22 protein-coding genes and 2 riboswitches are annotated in these 21,609 nt (G+C 60.8%); of the genes, 17 read left to right on the top strand and 5 right to left on the bottom strand.

Features of this window, described 5'->3' with window-relative positions; genetic code table 11:
* The first annotated feature begins 41 nt into the window (after positions 1-41).
* A complete protein-coding gene (locus JJ889_RS10420; protein WP_291894775.1) occupies positions 42-620 on the top strand; it encodes a GNAT family protein in 579 nt (192 codons plus the stop codon).
* Positions 617-1,750: an EAL domain-containing protein gene (locus tag JJ889_RS10415; RefSeq protein WP_291894772.1), complete on the top strand. Its 1,134-nt coding sequence runs from the start codon at positions 617-619 to the stop codon at positions 1,748-1,750. The genes JJ889_RS10420 and JJ889_RS10415 overlap by 4 nt, the downstream gene beginning before the upstream one ends.
* Here JJ889_RS10415 and JJ889_RS10410 read toward each other — a convergent pair.
* A complete protein-coding gene (locus JJ889_RS10410; protein WP_291894770.1) occupies positions 1,747-2,334 on the bottom strand; it encodes a YqgE/AlgH family protein in 588 nt (195 codons plus the stop codon). The genes JJ889_RS10415 and JJ889_RS10410 overlap by 4 nt on opposite strands.
* Positions 2,335-2,432: 98 nt before the next feature.
* Between JJ889_RS10410 and JJ889_RS10405 the strand changes: the two genes are divergently transcribed.
* The 5 genes from JJ889_RS10405 (at position 2,433) to JJ889_RS10385 (ending at position 8,380) form a co-directional block, all read left to right on the top strand.
* The gene (locus JJ889_RS10405) at positions 2,433-2,930 is read left to right on the top strand and encodes a peroxiredoxin (RefSeq protein ID WP_291894767.1); all 498 of its coding nucleotides are present in this window, start codon (positions 2,433-2,435) and stop codon (positions 2,928-2,930) included.
* Positions 2,931-2,959: 29 nt separating this feature from the next.
* Positions 2,960-3,898, top strand: coding sequence for an SPFH domain-containing protein (locus JJ889_RS10400; RefSeq protein WP_291894763.1), 939 nt, complete (start codon positions 2,960-2,962; stop codon positions 3,896-3,898).
* Between the two features lie 25 nt (positions 3,899-3,923).
* Positions 3,924-4,397, top strand: a complete 474-nt coding sequence (locus JJ889_RS10395; RefSeq protein WP_291894760.1) for an NfeD family protein — start codon at positions 3,924-3,926, stop codon at positions 4,395-4,397.
* Between the two features lie 111 nt (positions 4,398-4,508).
* Positions 4,509-4,850, top strand: a complete 342-nt coding sequence (locus tag JJ889_RS10390) for an energy transducer TonB (protein WP_291894757.1) — start codon at positions 4,509-4,511, stop codon at positions 4,848-4,850.
* Between the two features lie 143 nt (positions 4,851-4,993).
* On the top strand, positions 4,994-8,380 hold the full coding sequence (locus JJ889_RS10385; protein WP_291894754.1) for a PAS domain-containing protein: 3,387 nt from the start codon (positions 4,994-4,996) through the stop codon (positions 8,378-8,380).
* On the opposite strand, the gene rnhA is transcribed toward JJ889_RS10385, so the two are convergent.
* The 3 genes from rnhA to ispH are packed head-to-tail and all read right to left on the bottom strand — an operon-like array spanning position 8,377 to position 10,188.
* Positions 8,377-8,823: a ribonuclease HI gene (gene rnhA / locus JJ889_RS10380; protein WP_366940094.1), complete on the bottom strand. Its 447-nt coding sequence runs from the start codon at positions 8,821-8,823 to the stop codon at positions 8,377-8,379. The genes JJ889_RS10385 and rnhA overlap by 4 nt on opposite strands.
* On the bottom strand, positions 8,811-9,230 hold the full coding sequence (locus JJ889_RS10375) for a DUF1801 domain-containing protein (RefSeq protein WP_291894748.1): 420 nt from the start codon (positions 9,228-9,230) through the stop codon (positions 8,811-8,813). The genes rnhA and JJ889_RS10375 overlap by 13 nt, the downstream gene beginning before the upstream one ends.
* A complete protein-coding gene (gene ispH / locus JJ889_RS10370; RefSeq protein WP_291894746.1) occupies positions 9,223-10,188 on the bottom strand; it encodes a 4-hydroxy-3-methylbut-2-enyl diphosphate reductase in 966 nt (321 codons plus the stop codon). Before ispH ends, JJ889_RS10375 begins: the two co-directional genes overlap by 8 nt.
* A gap of 122 nt (positions 10,189-10,310) precedes the next feature.
* On the opposite strand from ispH, the gene JJ889_RS10365 reads away from it, so the two are divergent.
* Together JJ889_RS10365 and argS are read left to right on the top strand one after the other, a co-directional pair.
* Positions 10,311-10,871, top strand: coding sequence for a hypothetical protein (locus JJ889_RS10365; RefSeq protein WP_291894743.1), 561 nt, complete (start codon positions 10,311-10,313; stop codon positions 10,869-10,871).
* Between the two features lie 5 nt (positions 10,872-10,876).
* Positions 10,877-12,643 carry an arginine--tRNA ligase gene (gene argS, locus JJ889_RS10360; RefSeq protein ID WP_291894740.1) on the top strand — a complete coding sequence of 589 codons (1,767 nt, stop codon included), beginning with the start codon at positions 10,877-10,879 and terminating at the stop codon, positions 12,641-12,643.
* A 9-nt stretch (positions 12,644-12,652) separates the two neighbouring features.
* Here the strand turns inward: argS and JJ889_RS10355 are convergent, their stop codons facing one another.
* Positions 12,653-14,167, bottom strand: coding sequence for a serine hydrolase (locus JJ889_RS10355; protein ID WP_291894737.1), 1,515 nt, complete (start codon positions 14,165-14,167; stop codon positions 12,653-12,655).
* A gap of 154 nt (positions 14,168-14,321) precedes the next feature.
* Here JJ889_RS10355 and JJ889_RS10350 point away from each other — a divergent pair, with 154 nt between their 5' ends.
* The 8 genes from JJ889_RS10350 (at position 14,322) to JJ889_RS10315 (ending at position 21,491) form a co-directional block, all read left to right on the top strand.
* A complete protein-coding gene (locus JJ889_RS10350; RefSeq protein WP_291894735.1) occupies positions 14,322-14,690 on the top strand; it encodes a hypothetical protein in 369 nt (122 codons plus the stop codon).
* A 104-nt stretch (positions 14,691-14,794) separates the two neighbouring features.
* A riboswitch (glycine riboswitch) is annotated at positions 14,795-14,884 on the top strand.
* 3 nt (positions 14,885-14,887) lie between these two features.
* A riboswitch (glycine riboswitch) is annotated at positions 14,888-14,993 on the top strand.
* A 55-nt stretch (positions 14,994-15,048) separates the two neighbouring features.
* Complete coding sequence (gcvT, locus tag JJ889_RS10345) at positions 15,049-16,149, top strand: glycine cleavage system aminomethyltransferase GcvT (protein ID WP_366524289.1); 1,101 nt, start codon at positions 15,049-15,051, stop codon at positions 16,147-16,149.
* Between the two features lie 24 nt (positions 16,150-16,173).
* Positions 16,174-16,539 carry a glycine cleavage system protein GcvH gene (gene gcvH / locus JJ889_RS10340; RefSeq protein ID WP_291894730.1) on the top strand — a complete coding sequence of 122 codons (366 nt, stop codon included), beginning with the start codon at positions 16,174-16,176 and terminating at the stop codon, positions 16,537-16,539.
* Positions 16,540-16,546: 7 nt separating this feature from the next.
* Positions 16,547-16,957, top strand: coding sequence for a hypothetical protein (locus tag JJ889_RS10335; protein ID WP_291894729.1), 411 nt, complete (start codon positions 16,547-16,549; stop codon positions 16,955-16,957).
* Positions 16,957-18,300, top strand: coding sequence for an aminomethyl-transferring glycine dehydrogenase subunit GcvPA (gene gcvPA / locus JJ889_RS10330; RefSeq protein ID WP_291894728.1), 1,344 nt, complete (start codon positions 16,957-16,959; stop codon positions 18,298-18,300). Before JJ889_RS10335 ends, gcvPA begins: the two co-directional genes overlap by 1 nt.
* Positions 18,300-19,874, top strand: coding sequence for an aminomethyl-transferring glycine dehydrogenase subunit GcvPB (gcvPB, locus tag JJ889_RS10325; RefSeq protein ID WP_291894726.1), 1,575 nt, complete (start codon positions 18,300-18,302; stop codon positions 19,872-19,874). The genes gcvPA and gcvPB overlap by 1 nt, the downstream gene beginning before the upstream one ends.
* 121 nt (positions 19,875-19,995) lie before the next feature.
* Complete coding sequence (locus tag JJ889_RS10320; RefSeq protein ID WP_291894723.1) at positions 19,996-20,916, top strand: alpha/beta hydrolase; 921 nt, start codon at positions 19,996-19,998, stop codon at positions 20,914-20,916.
* 269 nt (positions 20,917-21,185) lie between these two features.
* Entirely contained in the window at positions 21,186-21,491 is a 306-nt protein-coding gene (locus JJ889_RS10315; RefSeq protein ID WP_291894720.1) for a hypothetical protein, read from the top strand.
* Positions 21,492-21,609: the final 118 nt, after the last annotated feature.

Genomic DNA, 21,609 nt, shown 5'->3' with positions numbered 1-21,609 from the left:
TTATAAGAGCGGGTAACAGCCCGCCGTATTGGGAGAGATGCGTGGCACTTTGGCGCGATGATCCGGAAGAAGACATCCTGTTCGGTCAGGGCATCAAGCTGCGGGCACCCGTGCTCGAGGACTATGATGCCTGGGCAAAGCTGCGCGGCGCCTCGCGCGCCCACACCGAACCCTGGGAGCCGGCCTGGACGGTTGATGAATTGTCCAAGGGTGCGTTCCGCCGCCGTATTGCGCGGTACCAGGCCGACCGCCAGTCCGGTCTGGGCTATCCGTTTTTCATCGTGCGGCGGGAGGATGATGTCCTGCTTGGCGCGTGCAATCTGAACAATGTCCGGCGCGGCGTGCTGCAGGCGGCGGATATCGGCTACTGGGTCGGCAGCCCCTATGTCCGCAAGGGCTATACCCGCGCCGCGGTGAAACGTGTCTTGTGCTTCGCTTTCGATTCCCTGGGCCTGCATCGTGTCGAGGCGGCCTGTCGTCCGGAAAACCATGCCTCCCGCAAATTGCTGGAGGGCGTCGGCTTCCAGTTCGAGGGGCGCTCGCGTTCCTTCCTCAATATTGCTGGCGAGTGGCGTGATCATGATCGTTTTGCCCTGCTCAGCACTGACGAGCGCAAATGAGTTCCGATCCGTTTGAAGCCGGTGCCGCAGCCGCGGGCGCGGTGGCGTTCAGCATCCATCCTGGGACCGGCGCCGTGACCCTGTCCGGCGAGCGAGCTCGCTTTGGCCTCAATGGTGATACCCTGACGCTGGAGGTCTTCCTCGCGCGCATGGGCCCGACGGACCAGGATGCGGTGCGCCGGGACCTGGCGGCGGGCCGGATCGATGTGCGTTTGCGCCTGACCGGTCTGGACCAGCAGCTGAGTTATGTGCGTCTGATCGGTGCCCGGCGTGAGGGTGAGCGGGTCGACGGTCTGATGATCCCGGCCGGGAACACGGTCCACAAGGCCAACCGGATTGCCGACGAGCACGCCCTGGCGCGGGCTGTGGAGGCGGGCGAGGTGCTGGCCTTTTACCAACCGATCATCTGTCTGAAGACGCAGAGCCTTGTGGGTTTCGAAGCGCTGGCCCGCTGGCGTCGCCCGGGTGTTGGTGTGCTCGCTCCGCCGGATTTCCTGGCCATGGCGGATGATATCGATCAGCTGGGCAAGCTGAGCTCGAATATTCGTTCCAACGCGGTGGATGATCTCTCGGCCTGGCGCCGGAGTTCGCCTCAGGCACAGGATCTGTTCGTAGCGGCCAATGTCTCGGTCAGCGAGCTGGTCGATCCCGGCTTCCAGGATCGCATCATTGCCTATGTCGAACGCGCCGGCCTGCCCGCCGGTGTCTTCAAGCTGGAGATCGCCGAAACCGAGATCATGCACGATCCGGACGCTGCGGCCGACGCCATGGCGCGTCTGTCCGAAGCAGGCATTGCCCTGGCGCTGGATGATTTCGGAACCGGCTATTCCTCGCTCGCGCGGCTGGAAATGCTGCCCTTTGATGTGGTCAAGGTCGACCAGTATTTCGTGCGCGCCATGATCGGGAATGAAAGTGCGACAACTGTGGTGCAGTCCGTGGTGCAGTTGGCCAAACACTTCAAGATGAAGGTCGTCGCAGAAGGCGTGGAGACGGCCGAAACCGCCAGCCTGCTGGCCGAGATCGGCTGTGACTTTGCGCAGGGCTATCGCTATTCCGGCGCGCTGGCACCGCAGGATGCGTATGAACTGATCGGGGCTGGACTGGAAGGCCGGTTCAGGGCCGCCAGCTAGGCATTGCCGCTGAGGCTGGACAGGCGTTCCAGGTTGATGCCCAGTAGCTCCAGGGCGCGTTCCCACTTGTCGTCAGCGCTTTCGGCAAAGATCAGGTCCTCGTCTGGATCTGCGACAAACCAGGCATTGCTGGCCAGTTCCTCTTCCAATTGTCCAGCTCCCCAGCCGGAGTAACCCAGCGCGAGCAGGCTGCGGCGAGGTGGTCTGGGCGAGGCGATGGCCTCCAGCGCGTCCTTGGTCGCCGTCAGCCCGATCGTGTCGCTTACGGGCAGGGTCGAATCATTCGATTCGAAATCAGCGCTATGCAGAACAAAACCGCGATCTCGTTCGACCGGTCCGCCCACCAGTACGGCGCGGTCCGGGGCATGGGGCTCGCCCTCGATGCCTAATTGTTCCAGCAGGGATGGAAGTCTGAGGCCTTCAACAGGCTTGTTCAGTACGATTCCCATTGCATGATCCTCGGAATGATCGCACATGAGGATGACGGTGCGATCGAAACGCGGGTCGCCGATAGAAGGGGAGGCGATCAACAACTTGCCTCCCAGATATCTGTCGGCTGTCAGCGTATCATCTTTCCGAGTCATACCGGCATGATCGCCTCAAATAGGGGATGCGTCTAGCCGGGTTCCCGCTATCTTAAAGTGCGCAAGCACGCATAAATAAACCTTCAGGAGAATAGACCATGACGATCAAGGTCGGTGACCGCCTCCCCGAGGCCACTTTCATGACGATGACGGCCGATGGCCCAGCCCCGGTGTCCACGTCCGATGTTTTTGCCGGCAAGACTGTTGCCCTGTTCTCTGTACCAGGCGCGTTCACGCCGACCTGTTCGGCCAAGCACCTGCCGGGCTTTGTCGAGAACGCCGCAGCCATCAAAGGCAAGGGTGTCGACACCATCGCCTGCATGTCCGTCAACGACGTCTTCGTCATGGGCGCCTGGGGCGCTGACCAAAAGGCGGGTGAAGATGTGATGATGCTGGCCGACGGCAATGCCGAGTTCGCCAAGGCCGTTGGCCTCGAGTTCGACGGCAGCGGTTTTGGCATGGGTGTGCGCGCGCAGCGTTTCTCCATGCTGGTCAAGGACGGCGTAGTGTCCGAGCTGAATGTCGAGGCTCCGGGCGAATTCAAGGTCTCGTCCGCCGACCACATTCTCGGACAGCTCGACAGCGTGTCCGCATAAACAACTCGTGACTTAATGGGAGGGTCCGCATGGATTTCGGTTTGATTGGCATAGCCGTACTGTTTTTCCTCGCACTGGCGATCATCATGTCGGTGATCAAGACAGTACCGCAGGGACAGGAATTTACGGTGGAGCGTTTCGGACGTTTCACGCGGACCCTTACGCCCGGTCTTCACTTCATCGTCCCGTTCGTGGACGGCATTGGTTACAAGATGAACATGCGTGAGCGTGTTCTCGATGTTCCCAACCAGGATGTGATCACCAAGGACAATGCGACCGTCTCGGTCGACGCCGTGGTCTTCATCCAGGTGATGGATGCGCCGCGCGCGGCCTATGAAGTCGACAATCTCGACTTTGCCATCATCAACCTGGCGCTGACGAATGTACGGACTGTGGTCGGTTCCATGGATCTCGACGAAACCCTGTCCAAGCGGGACGAGATCAATGCGCGCCTGCTGTCCGTGATCGATGCGGCGACCAACCCCTGGGGTGTAAAGGTGACCCGGATCGAGATCCGCGACCTGTCGCCGCCCATGGATATCACCGAGGCCATGGCCCGCCAGATGAAGGCCGAGCGTCTCAAGCGTGCAGAGATCCTGGAAGCCGAGGGCGCCAAACAGTCCCAGATCCTGCGGGCTGAAGGTGAGAAGGAAGCGGCGATCCGCGAGGCCGAGGGTCGCAAGGCCTCTGCCTTCCTCGATGCCGAGGCGCGCGAGCGTGAAGCTGAAGCCGAAGCCAAGGCGACCGAAATGGTCTCTGACGCGATCGGCAAGGGTGACGTCTCCGCGATCAACTACTTCCTGGGTCAGAAATATGTCGATGCGTTCGCCAATCTCGCAATCAGCGATCAGCAGAAGACAGTGATCATCCCGGCAGAGTTCTCCAATATCATCGGGACCATCACCGGTGTGGGTGAGCTGGGCAAGGCGGCGCACAAGGCCGTAAGCGAAGCCACGCACAAAGAATAAGTGTAACGGGTAGAGGAGGTCAGATATGGATTCGATTGTTTCACTGCTTGAGAAGCTGAACCTGTGGGCATGGTGGGCAATTGCCGGCGTGCTCCTGATCGCGGAGTTGCTGACAGGCACAACCTACCTCCTCTGGCCTGCTGCGGCAGCGTTCCTGACCGGTTTCATCGCGCTGGAGTTTATCGGCGCGAGCTGGACCCTCCAGCTGACTTTCTTTGCCTTCTCCTCGATCGCGCTGATCTGGGCAGGCGACCGCTGGGTGCGTCCGCGTCTCAAGGCCGGAGCCAGCACCGGTCTCAATGACCGCTCCCAGCGCATGATCGGCCAGCGGGTTGTCGCTGTGAGTGATTTTGCTGCGGCAAGAGGTCGGGTGAAATTCGGTGATACCGAGTGGGCGGCGGAGATGATCGATGCCAGTGACCCGGCGTCCGGAACCACGCTGTATGTGCACGAGGTCAATGGTGTGATCCTGCGGGTTTCCGACCACCAGGCGCAGTGAGTCATACCATATATCCGGATCCGCTAAAATTTTAGCTTTCCCGGAGAGTAACCGGAAGGATTTCGCCCGTATATCCGCGCTCAGTTGAGTTTAATTCCTTGGGTGAGCGAAATGAAAGCAAAAACCTTCTCCGTAATCATCGCTTCTGGCATGGCTGTTTCTCTTGTTGGTGCTCCGGCGCTTGCAATCACGACGACCGATCGCGCTGCTATTGAGCGCTCGGCTCCGGACTACCCGCGTGGCGCCGAGCGTCGCGGTATCGAGGGTTCTGTCACGGTTTCCTATGCGATTGACGCTGATGGCAGCGTTGTTGATGCCCAGATCGTGGAATCCACGCCGGCCGGTGTATTCGACCGTGCCGCGTTGGCTGCAATCGAGACCTGGCGCTACGAAGCCAGTGAGGCCCGCACCGAGGGTCACACCTATTCCCTGGACTTCCGTCTCGGCCAGTAAGCCTGGACAATTCCTCCCGGAAAAGCCGGTCCCTCGCGGGGCCGGCTTTTTTATGCCTTAGGGGCGGGTGTGGCTGCATTTAGTTTTGGTAAACCGACGCGACTGAGACTGCGTCTTTCATCTGTCCGGACTCGGGGACTTTCTTGTCTGATAAGCAAACCGACTTTGAAGAAGCACGTCTAGCTGCCCTGTATGCGTTAGGCCTGCTGGATACCGAAGCTGAGGACGGTTTCGACACACTCACCGACCTTGCGGTTGGGCTGACCGGCACGCGTATGTGTGCCGTCTCGCTGGTAGATCGGGACAGGCAGTGGTTCAAGTCGAACATCAATATTCCGGCCGACGAGACGCCGCGCGATGTCGCTTTCTGTCATCATGCGATTCAGGGTGATGAAATTTTCTACGTCCCCAACGCGCTGGAGGATGACAGGTTCCGCGACAATCCGCTGGTGACCGGCGAGCCGCATATTCGCGGTTATGCGGGTGTTCCGATCCGCGAGTCCGGTGGACACAAGATCGGAACCCTGTGCGTTATTCATGACGAGCCAATCGATCTTTCGGTAAATGATTTTGAACGCCTGACGGCCCTGGCACGCCTCGTTGAGGAGCGTATTGCCGAGCGCGCGCGGACTCGAGCTGCCGACGCGTCGACCCGGCAATTGGCAGCTATCGCCCAGGTGCAGACCCAGTACATCGCCAATCTGGCAGATGCCAACATCGCTTTCGGTCAATTGCTCAGCGCCGCTCTGGAGCTTACCGGTAGCGAGTATGGTTTCATCGGTGAAATCCTCACCGACGAGAGCGGTCGTTTCCTCAAGACGCATGCGATTACCGATATTTCCTGGGACGAGGAAACGCGTCAGATCTATGAGACCCACTCCAAGACGGGTTTTGAGTTCCGAAATCTCGACACTCCGTTTGGCTATACGATCAGGACCGGCGATGCGCTGATCACCAATAACCCATCAGAGCACGGAGAATCGGGAGGGCTACCGGAAGGATACCCGCCCCTAAAGGCCTATATGGGCATCCCGCTTTTCAGTCGGGGCGAGTTTGTGGCCATGATCGGGATTGCCAATCGCCCCGGTGGGTTTGACCCGGCGATCAGACAGGCGATCGAACCCCTGCTGGTGACAATTTCCAATCTCGTCAGTGCCCACCGCATGGAGCGCGCACGCGAGCAGGCGATTGCTGATCTCAACGACAGCCAGCGTCGTTACGATCTCGCTGTACAGGGCAGTGCATCGGGTGTCTGGGAGCTCGATGTGCGTCAGAATACGGCATTTCTGTCGGAACGCTTGCTGGACATTGTCGGTCGGCCCGAAACAATGCCGCAGATGGGAAGCGGTCAGATCGACAACAGCGCCGAAGTGCTCCTCGGATTTGTTCACCCGGAAGATCGAGAGCGCGTCGAGACTGCCCTGAACGCACACTTGTTCAAGAAACAACCCTATCAACAGGAATACCGGCTGCGTAAGCCTGATGGCAGCTTCATAATTGTCCGTTCGCGCGGGCAGGCCGAATGGGATTTCGAGGGCAAGCCGGTCCGCATGGCCGGCTCCATCGAGGACATTACAGCCAGTGTCGAGCTTGAGAAGGAGAAACGACGGGCCACAGAACGTCTCCTGGTGGTGACTGAACTTGGCGGAATTGGAAGCTGGGAGGTCGATATGGCCACCGGCCAACCGATCTGGGACGAGATTACCTGCAGGATCCATGAAGTGCCGGCCGATTTCGAGCCTGCAATGGACGAGGCCATCAATTTTTACGCCCCGGAAGCGCGGCCGGTTATGACAGACGCGGTTCAGCGCGGAATCCAGGAGGGTGAACCCTGGGATCTGGAGCTGCCGTTTATTACGGCCAAGGGAAACAGAATTTGGGTGCGTGCCGTTGGGCGGGCCCTGTTTGAGAATGGCAAGGTCAGTAAGTTGATCGGCTCCTTCCAGGACGTAACTGAACGTCGAGCCCGCGAAGAAGAGGTGCGTACGCTTTCCGGGCGCCTGGGCTTGGCTTTGCAAGTGGGCAAGATCGGCGTGTTCGAGATGAATCTCGATGATGGGTCTACCTGGTGGGACAAGGGATCCCACACCATGTTCGGCGTCGATCCCGAAGCAGCAGAAGATCCGTTCAAGATTTGGGAAAACCGCATCCACCCGGACGATGAACCGGAGTTGCGCGAAAAGCTGGAAGCGGCTCTGCGCGAGGGGGCGGAGTATGATGCGGAGTACCGCATTGTGTTGGATGATGGCCGCGTGCGCCATATCCGCTCACAGGCACTGCTGCGCGAAGGCCTCTACGGTGAAAAAGTGTTCAGCGGGATCAATTTCGACCTGACGTCTGAGGTGCGTGCCCGCGAGGAAATCGAGCGTCGCCGCAAGGAGGCTGAAGAAGCCAACCTGGCAAAGTCCCAATTCCTTGCGAATATGAGTCACGAGATCAGAACGCCGCTGAATGGCGTGCTCGGCATGACGCAGCTATTGCGCCTGACTGATCTCACCGACAAACAGGCGGGTTTCGTCAATACGCTTGAGAATTCAGGTCGGGCCCTGCTCGACCTGATCGAGGATATCCTCGATATCTCCAAGATCGAGGCGGGCGCGGTCGATCTGTCGAATGAGCCGTTCGACGTTGCGCAAACATCGCGTTCGGTCATTGACATGGTGGCGGGCATGGCCGCCGAAAAATCTCTCGACTTGTCGATCGAAATCGACCCGAAGATCCCGCGGAAGGTCCTCGGCGACCAGAAGCGCATCCGCCAGGTTCTCATCAATCTTCTGGGCAATGCGGTGAAATTCACACCGAGCGGCTCTGTCAGTCTTGAAGTCAGCCAGCTCAAGCCGGATTGGGTTCGCTTCGTCGTTCGGGATACGGGCCCGGGAATACCCGCCGACCAGTGCAGTCATATCTTCGGTCGCTTCGCGCAGGTCGACGGCAGCGCAACTCGCGAGCATGGCGGAACGGGTCTCGGTCTGGCCATTTGCAGCGAAATCGTCGAGCTGGCAGGAGGCGATATCGGTGTGGAGAGCGAGCTCGGCCAAGGTGCGTGTTTCTGGTTCGAAATACCCCTGGAAAGCGCTGATAGCTGGAGTTCCGGCGCTGAAACGAGGGATCTGGCTGCCGCCAGCCAGACGGCCCGGATGTCGGCATCGGGTCGAATCCTTGTGGCGGATGACGTGGCCACGAACCTAATTGTTGCGACAGCGCTTCTGAAAGGTGCGGGTTACGAGGTGGAAACCGCCAGTAACGGCCAGGAGGCAATCGACATTCTGGCCAACGGACGCTTTGACGCTGTTCTGATGGATATTCAGATGCCTGTTCTTTCTGGCGACGAAGCCATTCGCCAGATCCGTGAGTCCGGGGCCGAGTATGCGAACATTCCAATTTTCGCTGTGACGGCGGATGCGACCCGCGGTGCGCGCGAGAAATATCTCGCTTCCGGGGCCAATGGTTATCTCGCCAAGCCGCTCGATCTGGCCGAAGTCCTGGCTGTGCTGCAGCCCAGCGGCGAAGAGCGTCAGGCCAACGGCTAGCCTAGTCCCGCAATACCTTCGCGCGCCAGTTCGTCAGCGCGTTCATTGCCCGGATCGCCCGCATGGCCCTTCACCCAGCGCCATTCGATGGTGTGTTCGCGGGTCAGGGCGTCCAGCTCCTGCCAGAGATCGACATTCTTGACCGGCTTCTTGTCGGCGGTTTTCCAGCCGCGCTTCTTCCAGCCATGGATCCATTTGGTGATGCCATCGCGCAGATAGACACTGTCCGTGATCAGAACGACGGTGCGACCCGGCTTCTTCAGCGCCTTCAACGCCTCGATCGCGGCCTGCATCTCCATGCGGTTATTGGTGGTGTCGCGCTCGCCGCCCTTGAGTTCCTTGCGGTGGCCATTCCATTCCAGGATAGCGCCCCAACCACCCGGGCCGGGGTTTCCGGAACAGGCGCCGTCAGTGTGGATCGTAATCGTGCTCACAGCGGATATTTCTTTTCCATATCATCCAGGCCGGCACGGATGAGTTCTTCCAGAACGCCCATGTCCACATCGGCCAGCTTGTTGATGTAAAGGCAGGATTTGCCAAGCTTGTGTTTGCCCAACCGGCCCAGTATCTCGCTGAAATCGGTGTAGCCGGGCATGATGTAGACCACCATATTGGCCTTGCGAGGCGAGAAGCCGGTGCGCATGAAATCGCCTTCCCGGCCGCTTTCATACTTGTAGTGATACTCACCGAAACCGATGATCGCCGGCCCCCACATGCGGGCATCCCAGCCGGTGATTTTCCGCATCAGATCAAGCAGCGTCTGGGCATCGGCGCGGCGCGTGGCGTGTTCCACGCTGGCGATGAAATCTTCGGGTGATTGTTCGGTCGGCTTGGTCTTGTTCTCAGACATTGTCTGTTTCCTCGGCGAGCACACGCGGGAGTTTGAACTCGACATCCTCGCGTGTCACGGCAAGCTCCTCAAGAGAGACCTCGAAACGCTCGCGGAAGGCAGCGATCAGTCCCTGGACCAGGTCTTCCGGCGCGGACGCGCCCGCAGTGATGCCCACGGTGCGCACCGGGCCCAGCTTGTCCCAGTCGACATCGCTGGCCGAGGCAACCAGCTCCGCGCTTTTCGCGCCGGCCCGCTCTGCGACCTCGACCAGGCGGACTGAATTGGAGGAGTTCGGTGCGCCGATAACGAAGACCTTGTCGCAACGATCCGCCATTGTCTTGACCGCGCTCTGACGATTGGTCGTCGCATAGCAAATGTCTTCCTTGTGCGGCGAGGCGACAGCCGGGAAGCGGGCTTGCAATCGTTCGACAATGGCAGAGGTGTCATCAACGGACAGGGTGGTCTGGGTGACAAAGGCAAGCTTGTTCTCGTCACGTGGGATGAGCGTGTCCACATCCTCGACTGTTTCCACCAGCGTAATGGCGCCTTCCGGCAGCTGCCCCATCGTGCCGATCACCTCGGGATGGCCGGAATGGCCAATGAGGATGATGTCCAGCCCGTTGTTGAAATGGCGCTGCGCTTCGACATGGACCTTGGAAACCAGCGGGCAGGTCGCGTCGACATAGATCATCTCCCTGCGGGAGGCCTCGGCCGGGACGCTCTTGGGCACGCCGTGGGCAGAAAAGACAACCGGTCGATCATCCGGGCACTGGTCAAGCTCTTCGACAAAAATCGCGCCCATTTTCTCCAGCCGTTCCACGACATGGCGGTTGTGCACGATCTCGTGGCGCACATAGACAGGTGCACCGAATTTTTCCAGGGCGCGCTCAACGATCTGGATCGCGCGGTCTACACCCGCACAGAAACCGCGTGGAGCGGCCAGAAGGACGGTGAGGGGGGGAGGCGCTGCGCTCATGAAATCGAAATCTCCTTCAGCGATGCCGTTGCGGACTTGCGCTGTGCATCGTATGACCGTCCTAACAATTCGGCTGCGTGCTATCCAGTGCCAGTCACTCTAGTGAAGTCAGGTGTCGCACAATGCGTTCTATTGCCCTTGTTGCCGCGGTCGGATCCGTTCTTGCCGGTTGTTCCAGTGTTATCGACGCTCTTGAATCACCGGAACCGAATATCGGCCCGTGTCCGACAGCCTTCGCGCTGCATGATGCGCACCGCTATGTCGAGATTGACGGCGAAGTCACCTATGAAAATGTGGGCTTCACCGGTGAGATCCTCGCGGTACGGTCCCTCTGCAGTTATTATGACGACCGACCGATCCTGGCCAATCTGGAAATTGACCTGGGTTTCGGCCGTGGTCCAGCCGCGATGGGCAGCGAGAATACCTATGAGTATTTTGTTGTCGTCACCCGCCGTGACCGCGCTGTCATCGAGAAAGAGACCTTCCCGATTCGTGTGCGTTTTCGCGCGGATGAAGATCGTCTGTTCATGACCGAGCGTGTGGATGCCATCTCCATCCCGCGTGCGACGCCGACCACGTCGGGCACCAATTTCGAGATTCTCGTCGGCTTTGAACTGACTGACGAGCAGATTGCCTTCAATCGCAGTGGACGGCGTTTCCGCGTCGCTGCTGGCCAGGAATAAAATTCATGCCTTCAATTGCTGATCAGCTCGGCGCAGTGCTGGGCGACGCGTTCGCTTCCCTTGAGCTTCCGCGGGAACTGGGCCGTGTGAGCCCGTCCAAGCAGAACCCGGAAGTCTTTCCGTATCAGTGCAATGGCGCCATGCCGGCGGCCAAACAAGCCAAGAAAAATCCGCGCGAGATCGCCAAGGCTGTTGTTGATGCGGTTGCGGACAACCCGCTGATCGAGAAGGTCGAGATTGCCGGGCCAGGTTTCCTGAACCTGCGCCCCTCCGCGGAGGCCATCACACTACGCGCTGCTGAAATCGCCGCCGACGAGCGCGCGGGCGCTGCGAAAACCGAAACGCCCCGCAAGGTGATGATCGATTTTGGCGGCCCCAACGTCGCCAAGCCGATGCATGTCGGCCATCTGCGGTCTTCCGTTCTGGGTGATAGCCTGCAACGCCTGCTGCGTTTCCGCGGCGATGACGTGGTCTCCGACATCCATCTGGGCGATTGGGGCCTGCAGATGGGGCATCTGATTACGGAGTTGGCCGACGAACAACCGGATCTGGTCTATTTCGACGCGGATGTGACGGAGGGTTATCCGTCCGAGCCGCCGGTGACTATCGAGGATCTTGCGCGGCTCTATCCGCAGGCCTCCAACAAGGCGAAGTCCGATGCGGACCGTCTTGAGGTGTCCCGAACCGCAACGGCTGAGCTGCAGGCCGGACGCCCGGGCTATCGCGCGCTGCTGCGTCATTTCATCGATGTATCCGTCGCGGCTCTGAAAAGGGATTTCGGCGCGCTGGGTGTGCATTTCGACCTGTGGAAGGGTGAAAGCGATGTCGATCCGCTGATCCCGGACCTGGTCCAGGATTTCAAGGATCGCGGCGTTGCCGAGGAGAGTGATGGCGCCTGGGTCGTGCGTGTTGCGCGTGACGGCGACAAGAAGGAACTCGCACCGCTGATCCTTGTGACCTCCGGCGGTGCTTCGCTTTACGGAACCACTGACCTGGCGACCATTCTCGATCGCAAGAACGAGGTTGGCCCTGACCTGACACTCTATGTCGTCGATCTGGCCCAGTCGGATCATTTCGAACAGGTCTTCCGCGCGGCAAGCAAGGCCGGTCTGGCTGCAGAGGGCGCGCTTGAGCACGTGAAATTCGGCACCGTCAACGGCACTGACGGAAAGCGTTTGCGCACGCGCGATGGTGGAACCTTCCGCCTTGCCGACCTGATCTCTTCCGCCATCGAACGCGCAGGTGAGCGCCTCAAGGAGGCGGGGCTCGCCTCTGACGCCTCCGAGGAAGAGCGGGCGAATGTTGCGCGCATGGTTGGTCTGGCTGCGATCAAGTTCGCCGATCTGCAGAATTACCGCACCACCAATTACGTGTTCGATCTGGACCGTTTCACCAGTTTCGAAGGTAAGACCGGTCCGTACCTGCTCTATGCTGCAGTCCGCGTGAAATCGCTGATGCGCAAGGCAGATCGTGAGGGTGTGGCACCGGGCGCGATTGTTGTCGGCACCCAGGAGGAGACCGATCTCGTCCTCGCACTGGACGCGTTTGGCGCTGCACTGGAGCAGGCGTGCGAGAACCGGGCGCCGAACGCGATCTGTGATCACGCTTTCACCCTGGCCCAGGCCTTCTCGAAATTCTATGCCGCCTGCCCGATCCTCGGCGCAGACGACGATGCCACCAAGGCCTCGCGCCTGGCCCTGGCCCAGGCAACGCTCAAACAGCTTGAGCTCTGCCTGCATCTGGTCGGTCTGGAAGCCCCGGAGCGGATGTAGAATCCGGCGCTATTGTGCGCCGGTTTCCAGTTCAGCGATACGGTTGAGAGCGTTCTCGCACCAGCTACAGCCGCCGTCTTCCGGCGCAAGCTCCAGTGATGTGCGGAAGGCTGCGAGGGCGGCCTCGGTATTGCCCAGCGCGACATGTCCTTCCCCGAGGCTGTCAAACAGATTGCCATCGGCCGAGAAAAGCTCGGTGTTCAGCTCAAAGAGGGCGACGGCCCAGTCACCGCGCTCCTCACCCAACAGGTGAAACCCGACGCGATTCAGGATTCGACGGTCGCTGAGTTCACGGCCGGTAATCCCTTCCAGATGCGCGGGCAGGTCGGCGACCCGCTCAACCGGCTGGCTCTGGCTGTACTGATTGATCAGCGTATAGGGCGAGGCGTGCACCGGGCTGACCTCGTAGGTCGGATCGACCAGCATGCGCCGGACAACCGGTCCCATGCGGTCCGCCGAGGGACGGCTTTCATTGGTCCAGTGCATGATCAGGATGTCGTCGGCCGGATAGCGGCGGATGGTGGCATTGAACAGCCCGTTCGAGCCCGCGTGATTGACAGGGGTGCCTTCGGCAGCCGTTTCCACGACCCAGCCATAACCGTAATGATCCGGATCGCCTTCCTCCCAGGGGACGTGCGGCGCCTGCATCTGCGTCGTGGATTGTGCTGACAGAACCGTACCGTCCTGCAGTGCGCGGTGCCATTTGCCCATATCGACGAGCGTCGTGTAGAGGCCGCCATTGCCCAGCATGTGCCAGGAGACCTCCTCTTCGCGCCAGCGCTGGATGAAGGTGCCGATATCCGCGCGCTCCGGGTCCAGAAAGCCGTGGAAATACATGTGCGCGAGGTTTTCATCGTCCCAGTCACGCAGGCGATAACCCGTCTGGTCCATGCCCGCCGGGTCCAGCACGGCCTCGATCAGGAAACTCTCATAGTCCGTCCCGCTGACATCCTCGATGATTGCGGCGAGAACCGTATAGCCGGCATTGGAGTATTCCAGCGACGTGCCTGGCTCCCGGCTGAGCGGGCTGGCGAACAGCGCGGAAAAGAAGTCCTCGCGTGACTTGTAGGGGCTGTGATCGCTGCCCTCATACCCGCCAGTGTGGTCCGACAGGCCCGAGCTGTGCGTCAGCAGCTGGTGGATGGTGATGCCGGTCTTGTCCGCCGGCAGGTCGGTGAAATACCGATCCAGCGTGTCGGCAACGCTCAACTCACCGCGCTCCTGCAGCACCAGGATGGCTGCCGCTGTAAACTGTTTGGTCAGCGAGCCCATGTCGAACACGCTCTCAGGCGTTGCCGCATACTGGGCGGCGCGGTTGGCCAGCCCATAGCCCGTGGAGATCAGGGTTTCATCGCCGATGGTGACCAGCAGGCCGCCAGCTGAACCAACCGCCTCTGCCGTTGCGATATAATCCGCGATGCGTTGCTGCGTATCCGCCTCGACCGTAACGATCTGGGCGAAGGCCGAGGACGACATAAGCGAGGTGGCTGCCAGAAGACCGGCGGCAAGAGTTTTGAATGACATGGAGTTATCCCGAGCTAGTATGCCGGTGAGATGCAGCCAGGTCGGCATTTGGATGCAACCGGGTGTCAGCAGGCTGCAATCCTGGTCCCCCGTTTGGGGGAGAGGTGTTTGCAAAAACAGGTGTATGCTTGGGCCAGATAACGAGGAGCCAGCCATGATCGTTTCACTCATCGCCAGCCTGTTCGTCCAGTCCGCGGACCTGCCGACCGATCCGGCGCGCCTGTCGGTTCTGATGCAGCAATCCTGTCGCATCCAGCAAGTGGATCGCCAGGGCGGTGCGGAGCCGGATCATTTTGCTTTTTGCCAATGCCTTGACAGTGAGCTGGCCCAGAGCCTGACCCCTGGGGCCTATCGTGCGGCCGCACTGGGCGGACAGGGCGCGATCCAGGGGCGCGGCGAGATCGCGGACTGGGAAGCGGCGCGCCTGGAATCCCAGCAGGTCTTCGCCTCTCTTCCTGAGGCAGAGCAGGCGGGGCTGGGCGGTCATATCCAGAGTGCGCTCGGCGTGTGTCTGGGCGGCTAGAACGAAGCCGGAAATCCACCGTCAAATCGCATTGACTCACCGGCATCCCGGCCTAGAGTCCTGCAAATCTGTTTGACCGGACGCGAGGTCCGTTTTACAGGCCACTTCTCCCCGCGGGAGAGACCGGCGAATAAGCCGGCGCCGAAGGCGCAACCGCCCCGGAAACGCTCAGGCCAAGGGACCGCGGACGAGAAAAACGCTGGAAAGTGGATGCGCGCGTTTGGCAAGCATCCCACCGACGGAGCAAGCGTCGTCCCGGGCAAGCGGGGCTGGCGCGGAATCTCTCAGGTTATCGGGACAGCGGGGGCAATGGCTGCAGGCGGCGACGCTTGCGGATCACTGTTGCGCAAGGACCCGATTGATGACCGACACTCTTCTCAAGACACCGCTTCACGCCCTGCACGTCGAGCTGGGCGGCAAGATGGTGCCGTTCGCCGGCTACGACATGCCGGTCCAGTACCCGCTCGGCATCATGGGCGAGCACAATCATTGCCGCGCCAAGGCGGGCCTGTTTGACGTCTCCCACATGGGCCAGGCGCGGTATGTCGGTGACGAGGCCGCGCTGGAAGCGCTGATCACGGCGGACCTTTCGGCCCTGGGTGCCGGCGAACAGAAATATACCCTGCTGCTGAACGACAAGGGCGGTATCCGCGACGATCTCATGGTCTCGCGTCCGGCCGGTGACGGCCTGTTCCTGGTCGTCAATGCAGCCACCAAGAATGAGGATTTCGCGCTGATCGAGGCGGCGACGGCGGGCAAGGGCACGCTGACCCGTATCAACGACCGCGCCCTTCTGGCCCTGCAAGGACCGGAAGCCAAAGATGTCATGGCACGTCTTTGCCCGGCAGCCTGCGAAATGGTCTTCATGCAGTGCGGCGCGTTTGAGCTGGACGGTGTCGAGGTGCTGATCTCGCGCTCCGGCTATACGGGCGAGGACGGTTTCGAGATTTCCATCCCGGAGGCGGATGGCGCTCGGATCGCAAAACTGCTGCTGGCCCAGGATGAGGTCGAGGCGATTGGTCTCGGCGCGCGTGACAGCCTGCGCCTGGAAGCCGGTCTTTGCCTTTACGGCCATGACATGGACGAGAACCGCACGCCGGTTGAAGCCTCGCTGATCTGGGCCATGGCCAAGACTCGTCGCGAGCGCGGTGATTTCCCGGGCGCGGCCATCATCGCCCAGCAGATCCAGGACAAGACCTGTCAGAAACGCATCGGCCTGCGCCTCGAGGGCGCGCCGGCGCGCGAGGGTGCGGAAATCGCAGACAAGGACGGAAACATCATCGGTATCGTGACCTCTGGCGGCTTCGGCCCGACCATCGAGGGTCCGGTTGCCATGGGCTATATCGACCGCGCCTTCATGGCTGAGGGCACCGAGGTCGATCTGATTGTGCGCGGTCGGGCGCGCGCAGCGACGGTGACCAAGATGCCGTTCGTTCCGAACAATTTCTATCGCGGATAACTCTTTACAGGGGAAGGGAAAATCATGAGCACGAAATTTACTGAAGACCATGAGTGGATCACCATAGACGGCGATGTCGCCACGGTTGGCATTACGGCCTATGCCGCTGAGCAGCTGGGCGATGTGGTCTTTGTCGAGCTGCCGGATGTCGGCAAGACCGTGTCCAAGGGCGATGAGTTCGCGGTTGTCGAATCCGTCAAGGCGGCCTCCGAAGTCTACGCACCGGTCGATGGCGAGATCGTTGAGGTCAATGGCGAGCTGGAAGGTGAGCCGGCCAAGGTCAATGAAGAGCCGACCGCAGGCGGCTGGTTCGTGAAGTTCAAACTGTCCGACGCTTCCCAGCTGGAAGGCCTGATGGACGAAGCCGCTTACAACGAGCACATCGCGTAGTGCGTTGATGGTACGTCAGGCGCTCATAAGCTTGGTGCTAGCTGTTCTGGCTGGCGGCTTCATCAGCTACCGCTTGGTCGGTAACGAACTGACGCCATTCGGCTTAGTTCTACTCGGCGGATATGCCCTGCTGGTGTTGTACAGGGTAATCGTCCTGATCTTCGCCTTGAGAGGAAAGAGCGATCCTAGTGTCGCTGGTTACACGCTAGCCCGACTGATCAGCTACTTAATGTGGGGGGCTTTCGCTCTTCTGGTAATCGCGGGTGTTCCCGCCTTTGTTAGCGAAACTCTGAAAGCTGGGTGGGTGGGGATCGTGCTTCCGATCGCCGTTCTCATTCCTGTCGTCACCATCACTGTCACTATGGGCTGGCATCGGCCGGCCTTTCTTTGGATCAAAAAACTTCGTGGGAAATCCTAATGCGTTATCTCCCTCACACAGAGACTGACCGGAAGGACATGCTCGATGCGATCGGCGTGGCTTCCATTGATGATCTGTTCGTCGACGTGCCCGAGGTGGGCCGGCTGGACGGGTTGATCGATCTGCCGAAGAAACAGGGCGAGCTCCAGGTCGAGCGGGCCATGTCGGCGATGTCGTCGAAGAACGTCTCGGCGTCTTCCGTGCCGTTCTTTGTGGGGGCGGGCGCTTACAAGCACCACATCCCGTCCACCGTGGATCACCTGATCCAGCGTTCGGAATTCCTGACGGCCTATACGCCGTACCAGCCGGAAATCTCGCAGGGCACGCTGCAGACTCTGTTTGAATTCCAGACCCAGGTCGCCCAGCTGACCGGCATGGATGTGGCCAATGCCTCCATGTATGACGGCTCCACGGCCTGCGCCGAGGCGGTCATGATGGCGGCACGCGTCACGCGCCGCATGAAGGCGGTCATGGCGGGCAATGTGCATCCGCACTATGTCGAGGCCTCCAAGACGCTGGCGAAATATTCCGATGTCGAGATCGAGGTCACCGAGCCGCGCCTGGGTGGTCTGGAAACGCTGATCAACGCCATCGACGACGAGACCGCCTGTGTCGTCGTGCAGACGCCGGATGTGTTCGGCCAGCTGCATGATCTGCGGGCCATCTCCGAGGCAGCCCACGCCAAGGGCGCGCTGGTGATTGCCGCCTTCACCGAAGTCGTGTCCCTCGGCCTCATCGAGGCGCCGGGTGCCATGGGTGCGGATATCGCAGTCGGCGAGGGCCAGTCGATCGGTGTTGGTCTCAATTTCGGCGGTCCTTATGTGGGCCTGTTTGCCTGTAAGGATGATCGTCGCTTCATTCGCCAGATGCCGGGCCGCCTGGCCGGTGAGACGGTGGATGCCGATGGCCGCCGCGGCTTCGTGCTGACGCTGTCGACGCGCGAACAGCATATCCGCCGTGACAAGGCGACGTCGAACATCTGTACCAATGCCGGTTTGTGTGCGTTGGCCTTCACCATCCACATGACGCTGCTGGGCGAGAAGGGCCTCAAGCAGATGGCCGTGATCAATCACGAGACCGCCTGCAGCCTGGCCGATGCGCTCGACGCCATTGACGGCGTCGAGGTGCTCAATGATGCCTTCTTCAACGAGTTCGCGGTTCGCCTGCCGAAAAATGCCAATGAAGTCGTCGACGCGCTGGCCAAGGTGGGTGTGCTCGCCGGCGTGCCGGCCAGCCGCCTCTTCCCGAGCCAGTTCGAGGACGTGCTCCTCGTGGCCGCGACCGAGATCAACACGGACGAAGATATCGCCATCTTCGATAAAGCCCTGCGGAGTGTTCTCTGATGCCCATGAATACCCAAGGACGTCCGACCCGCATGGCGGACAATATCGCAACCGGCGGATACGCCGAGACCACCTCCGGCTCCAAGGGCCTGGAACAGGCGGAACCGCTGATCTATGAGCGCGGCTCTGCCGTGCAGACCGGTGTTGACCTGCCCGAGCCGAAAGGCACGCCGAGCCGCCTGGGCGGTCTTGCGCGCCAGTCCGAGCTGGGCCTGCCGGGCCTCTCCGAGCCGGAGACCATGCGCCATTATGTGCGCCTGTCGCGCAAGAATTACGCGATCGATCTGGGTCTCTACCCGCTCGGTTCGTGCACGATGAAACACAATCCGCGTCTCAACGAGAAAATGGCGCGACTGCCGGGTTTTGCCGATGTGCACCCGATGCAGCCGGCCTCGACCGTACAGGGCGCTTACCAGGTGATCGGTGAGCTGGCGCACTGGCTGATGACGCTGACCGGCATGCCGGGTGTGGCGATGTCGCCGAAAGCCGGTGCTCATGGCGAGTTCTGCGGCATGATGGCGATCCGCGCCAAGCTGGACGCCGACGGCCAGACCCATCGTCGCCGTGTCCTGGTTCCGGAAAGTGCCCACGGCACCAATCCGGCTACCGCGGTCCAGTGTGGTTTCACCTGTGACGAAATCCCGGCTGACGAAACCGGCCGTGTCGACATGGAGGCCTTCAAGGCCAAGCTGGGCGATGATGTCGCCGGCATCATGCTGACCAACCCCAACACGTGTGGCCTGTTCGAGCGTGACATTCGCGAGATCGCTGACCTGATCCACGAGGCGGGCGGCTATTTCTACTGCGATGGTGCGAACTTCAACGCCATCGTCGGTCGTGTGCGTCCGGGTGATCTCGGCGTCGACGCCATGCACATCAACCTGCACAAGACCTTCTCTACCCCGCACGGCGGTGGTGGCCCCGGTTCCGGCCCGACGGTCCTGTCCGAGGCGCTCGCGCCGCACGCGCCGGTGCCCTACGTGGTCCAGAACGGCAATGACTGGGAGCTGGTCGAGCACGAGGCCGATGCCGCAGGCGAGCCCTTTGGTCGCATGGCGGCCTTCCATGGCCAGATGGGCATGTTCACCCGCGCCCTGACCTATATGATGAGCCACGGTTCGGATGGTCTGAAACAAGTGGCCGAGGACGCTGTCCTCAACGCCAACTACATCCAGGCGCGTCTTAAACACGTCATGACCCCGGCCTTTGACGGTGTGTGCATGCACGAAGCCCTGTTCGATGACCGTTTCCTGGAAGGCACGGGTGTCACCACGCTCGACTTTGCCAAGGCGATGATCGACGAGGGCTATCACCCGATGACCATGTATTTCCCGCTGGTCGTTCACGGTGCCATGCTGATCGAGCCAACCGAGACGGAGTCGAAGTCCGGTCTCGACCGTTTCATCAACGTGCTGGAAGCTCTGTCCCTTGCTGCCAAGGCTGGCGAGACGGACCGCTTCCAGGCGGCCCCGATCCACGCACCGACCAAGCGTCTCGACGAGACCCGCGCGGCGCGCCAGCCGGTCCTGCGCTGGCATCCGTCGGAATCGAATGAAATGGAAGCGGCTGAGTAAGCCGGGCATTTACCCCACTTCCGGGTGAAAATTGAGGGGATACACCAGGCCGGTGTATCCCCGTCTCTTATTGGCCGCGACCTTGCCGCAAGACTGCCAAGAAGGGAGGTTAGGGGGAGGCATGCCTGCCCGTAACACATCCACCCGCCTGAGTTTCCGCCGCACCGGCTGGACGACGCGCCTGCGCGATGTCGTGCTGTTTGCTGTCGGGATTTATGTGCTTCTCGGCGGTCTCCTGTGGCTCAGCGAGTCGGACTTCCTCTACCACCCGTCGACCGAACGTGTGGCGCCCAGCCAGGACTGGATCCATCCAGTTCGCCTGAACACCGCGGACGGGGAAGCTCTGACCGCCTGGTATGCGGAAGCGGAGCAGGGCTGTCCGACATTCCTGTTTTTCGACGGCAATGCAGGGCGGCCGGAAATCCAGTCCGGACGCTGGCGTCGCCTGCACGAACAGGGCGCCGGTTTCCTGGCTGTCTATTATCGCGGCTATTCCGGATCGACCGGCGCGCCCAGTGAAGAGGGGCTGCAGATCGATGCCCAGGCCGGCCTGTCCTGGCTGCTGCGCCGGGACATCAATCCCGATGACATCATTGTTCACGGCTTCTCTCTCGGCTCCGGCCCGGCCGTGCGGCTGGCGGCGACGAATGCGGTTGGCGGCCTGATACTGGAAGCACCCTATATGTCGATGAGCCAGCTGGCGGGAGAGAAATTCCCGCTCTACCCGTTTTCCATGTTCATGCGGAACACCTATCGCTCGGACCAGTGGATCGGGGCGCTCGATGAGCCGGTCCTGATCGTGCACGGCTCTGAAGACCGTCTCATTCCTTCCCGCCACGGAGCGAACCTCGCTGCGATGGCGCCTGAGCCCAGCCAGTTTGTCGAAATCGAGGGCGCTGATCACGCGACCCTTGTGCGTGACGGTCTTTATGACGAGGTCTGGCCCTTCCTCGCCCGTCACTGGACACCATCGACCCCGCCAGGCCGGTCATGTGGCGTGCAACCGGTGTCGATTGCAGGCGAAAATAGCGCTCTCGATTAATTTATGAGGCAGGAACAGCGAGAACTGGCCGCGGGACTTTCCTCGGCGCCTGACAGCCCCCATATTCGTCTTGCTAGCCGAGCCTTTCGACGATTCCCGGTCGATTTGATGCTGATATGCAACAGGCGTGAAACGAAGCGCAGATCGTGCCCGAATTTGGGCGCTTTTGTCTCGCATTGGGGTCACGTTTACGAATTAAGTGTTTCCTGTCTGGCCGCGCGGACAAAGAAGTCGCGCACCGGCAGACGGGGTTGGAGATGGTCACAGCCATGAACGAGCAACTGAACGGATGGGCACGCTCAAATGCCTTCGGCGCCGTCGTGGTGCTGGTGATCCGTGCTGTTGCTGTGGCACTGGGGCTAGCCCTTATGGCCATCGCTGTACCGGTGGGCCTGCTGACCCCCATTCTCCCGATCGGCGCAATGATCGGTTTCCTCGGTCTGGTTCTTGTGGCGGCAGCGTCCAAGACGCTGCATGGCTGGATCACCCAGATGCTCAAGCGTTTCCCCTGGCTTTGGAAGCGCGTGAAATGGGCATTCGGTGAGAAGGACAAGGCTGCCGACCCGGCGGAATAGTCGTCTCATTTCTGCAAAATCGACAAACGGTATCGTCCGGTCATCTAGTGGTCGGGACGGCTCTCCTGTGTCCGCGTTAGCTTGCAGCCATGCCAACGCAAATCGGCGTTGATGAGCA

The sequence above is a fragment of the Maricaulis sp. genome (assembly GCF_017643475.1).
GTDB lineage: Bacteria > Pseudomonadota > Alphaproteobacteria > Caulobacterales > Maricaulaceae > Maricaulis.
The sequence above is the reverse complement of the archived record's forward strand: the minus strand, read 5'-3'. Positions and strand labels throughout refer to the sequence as shown.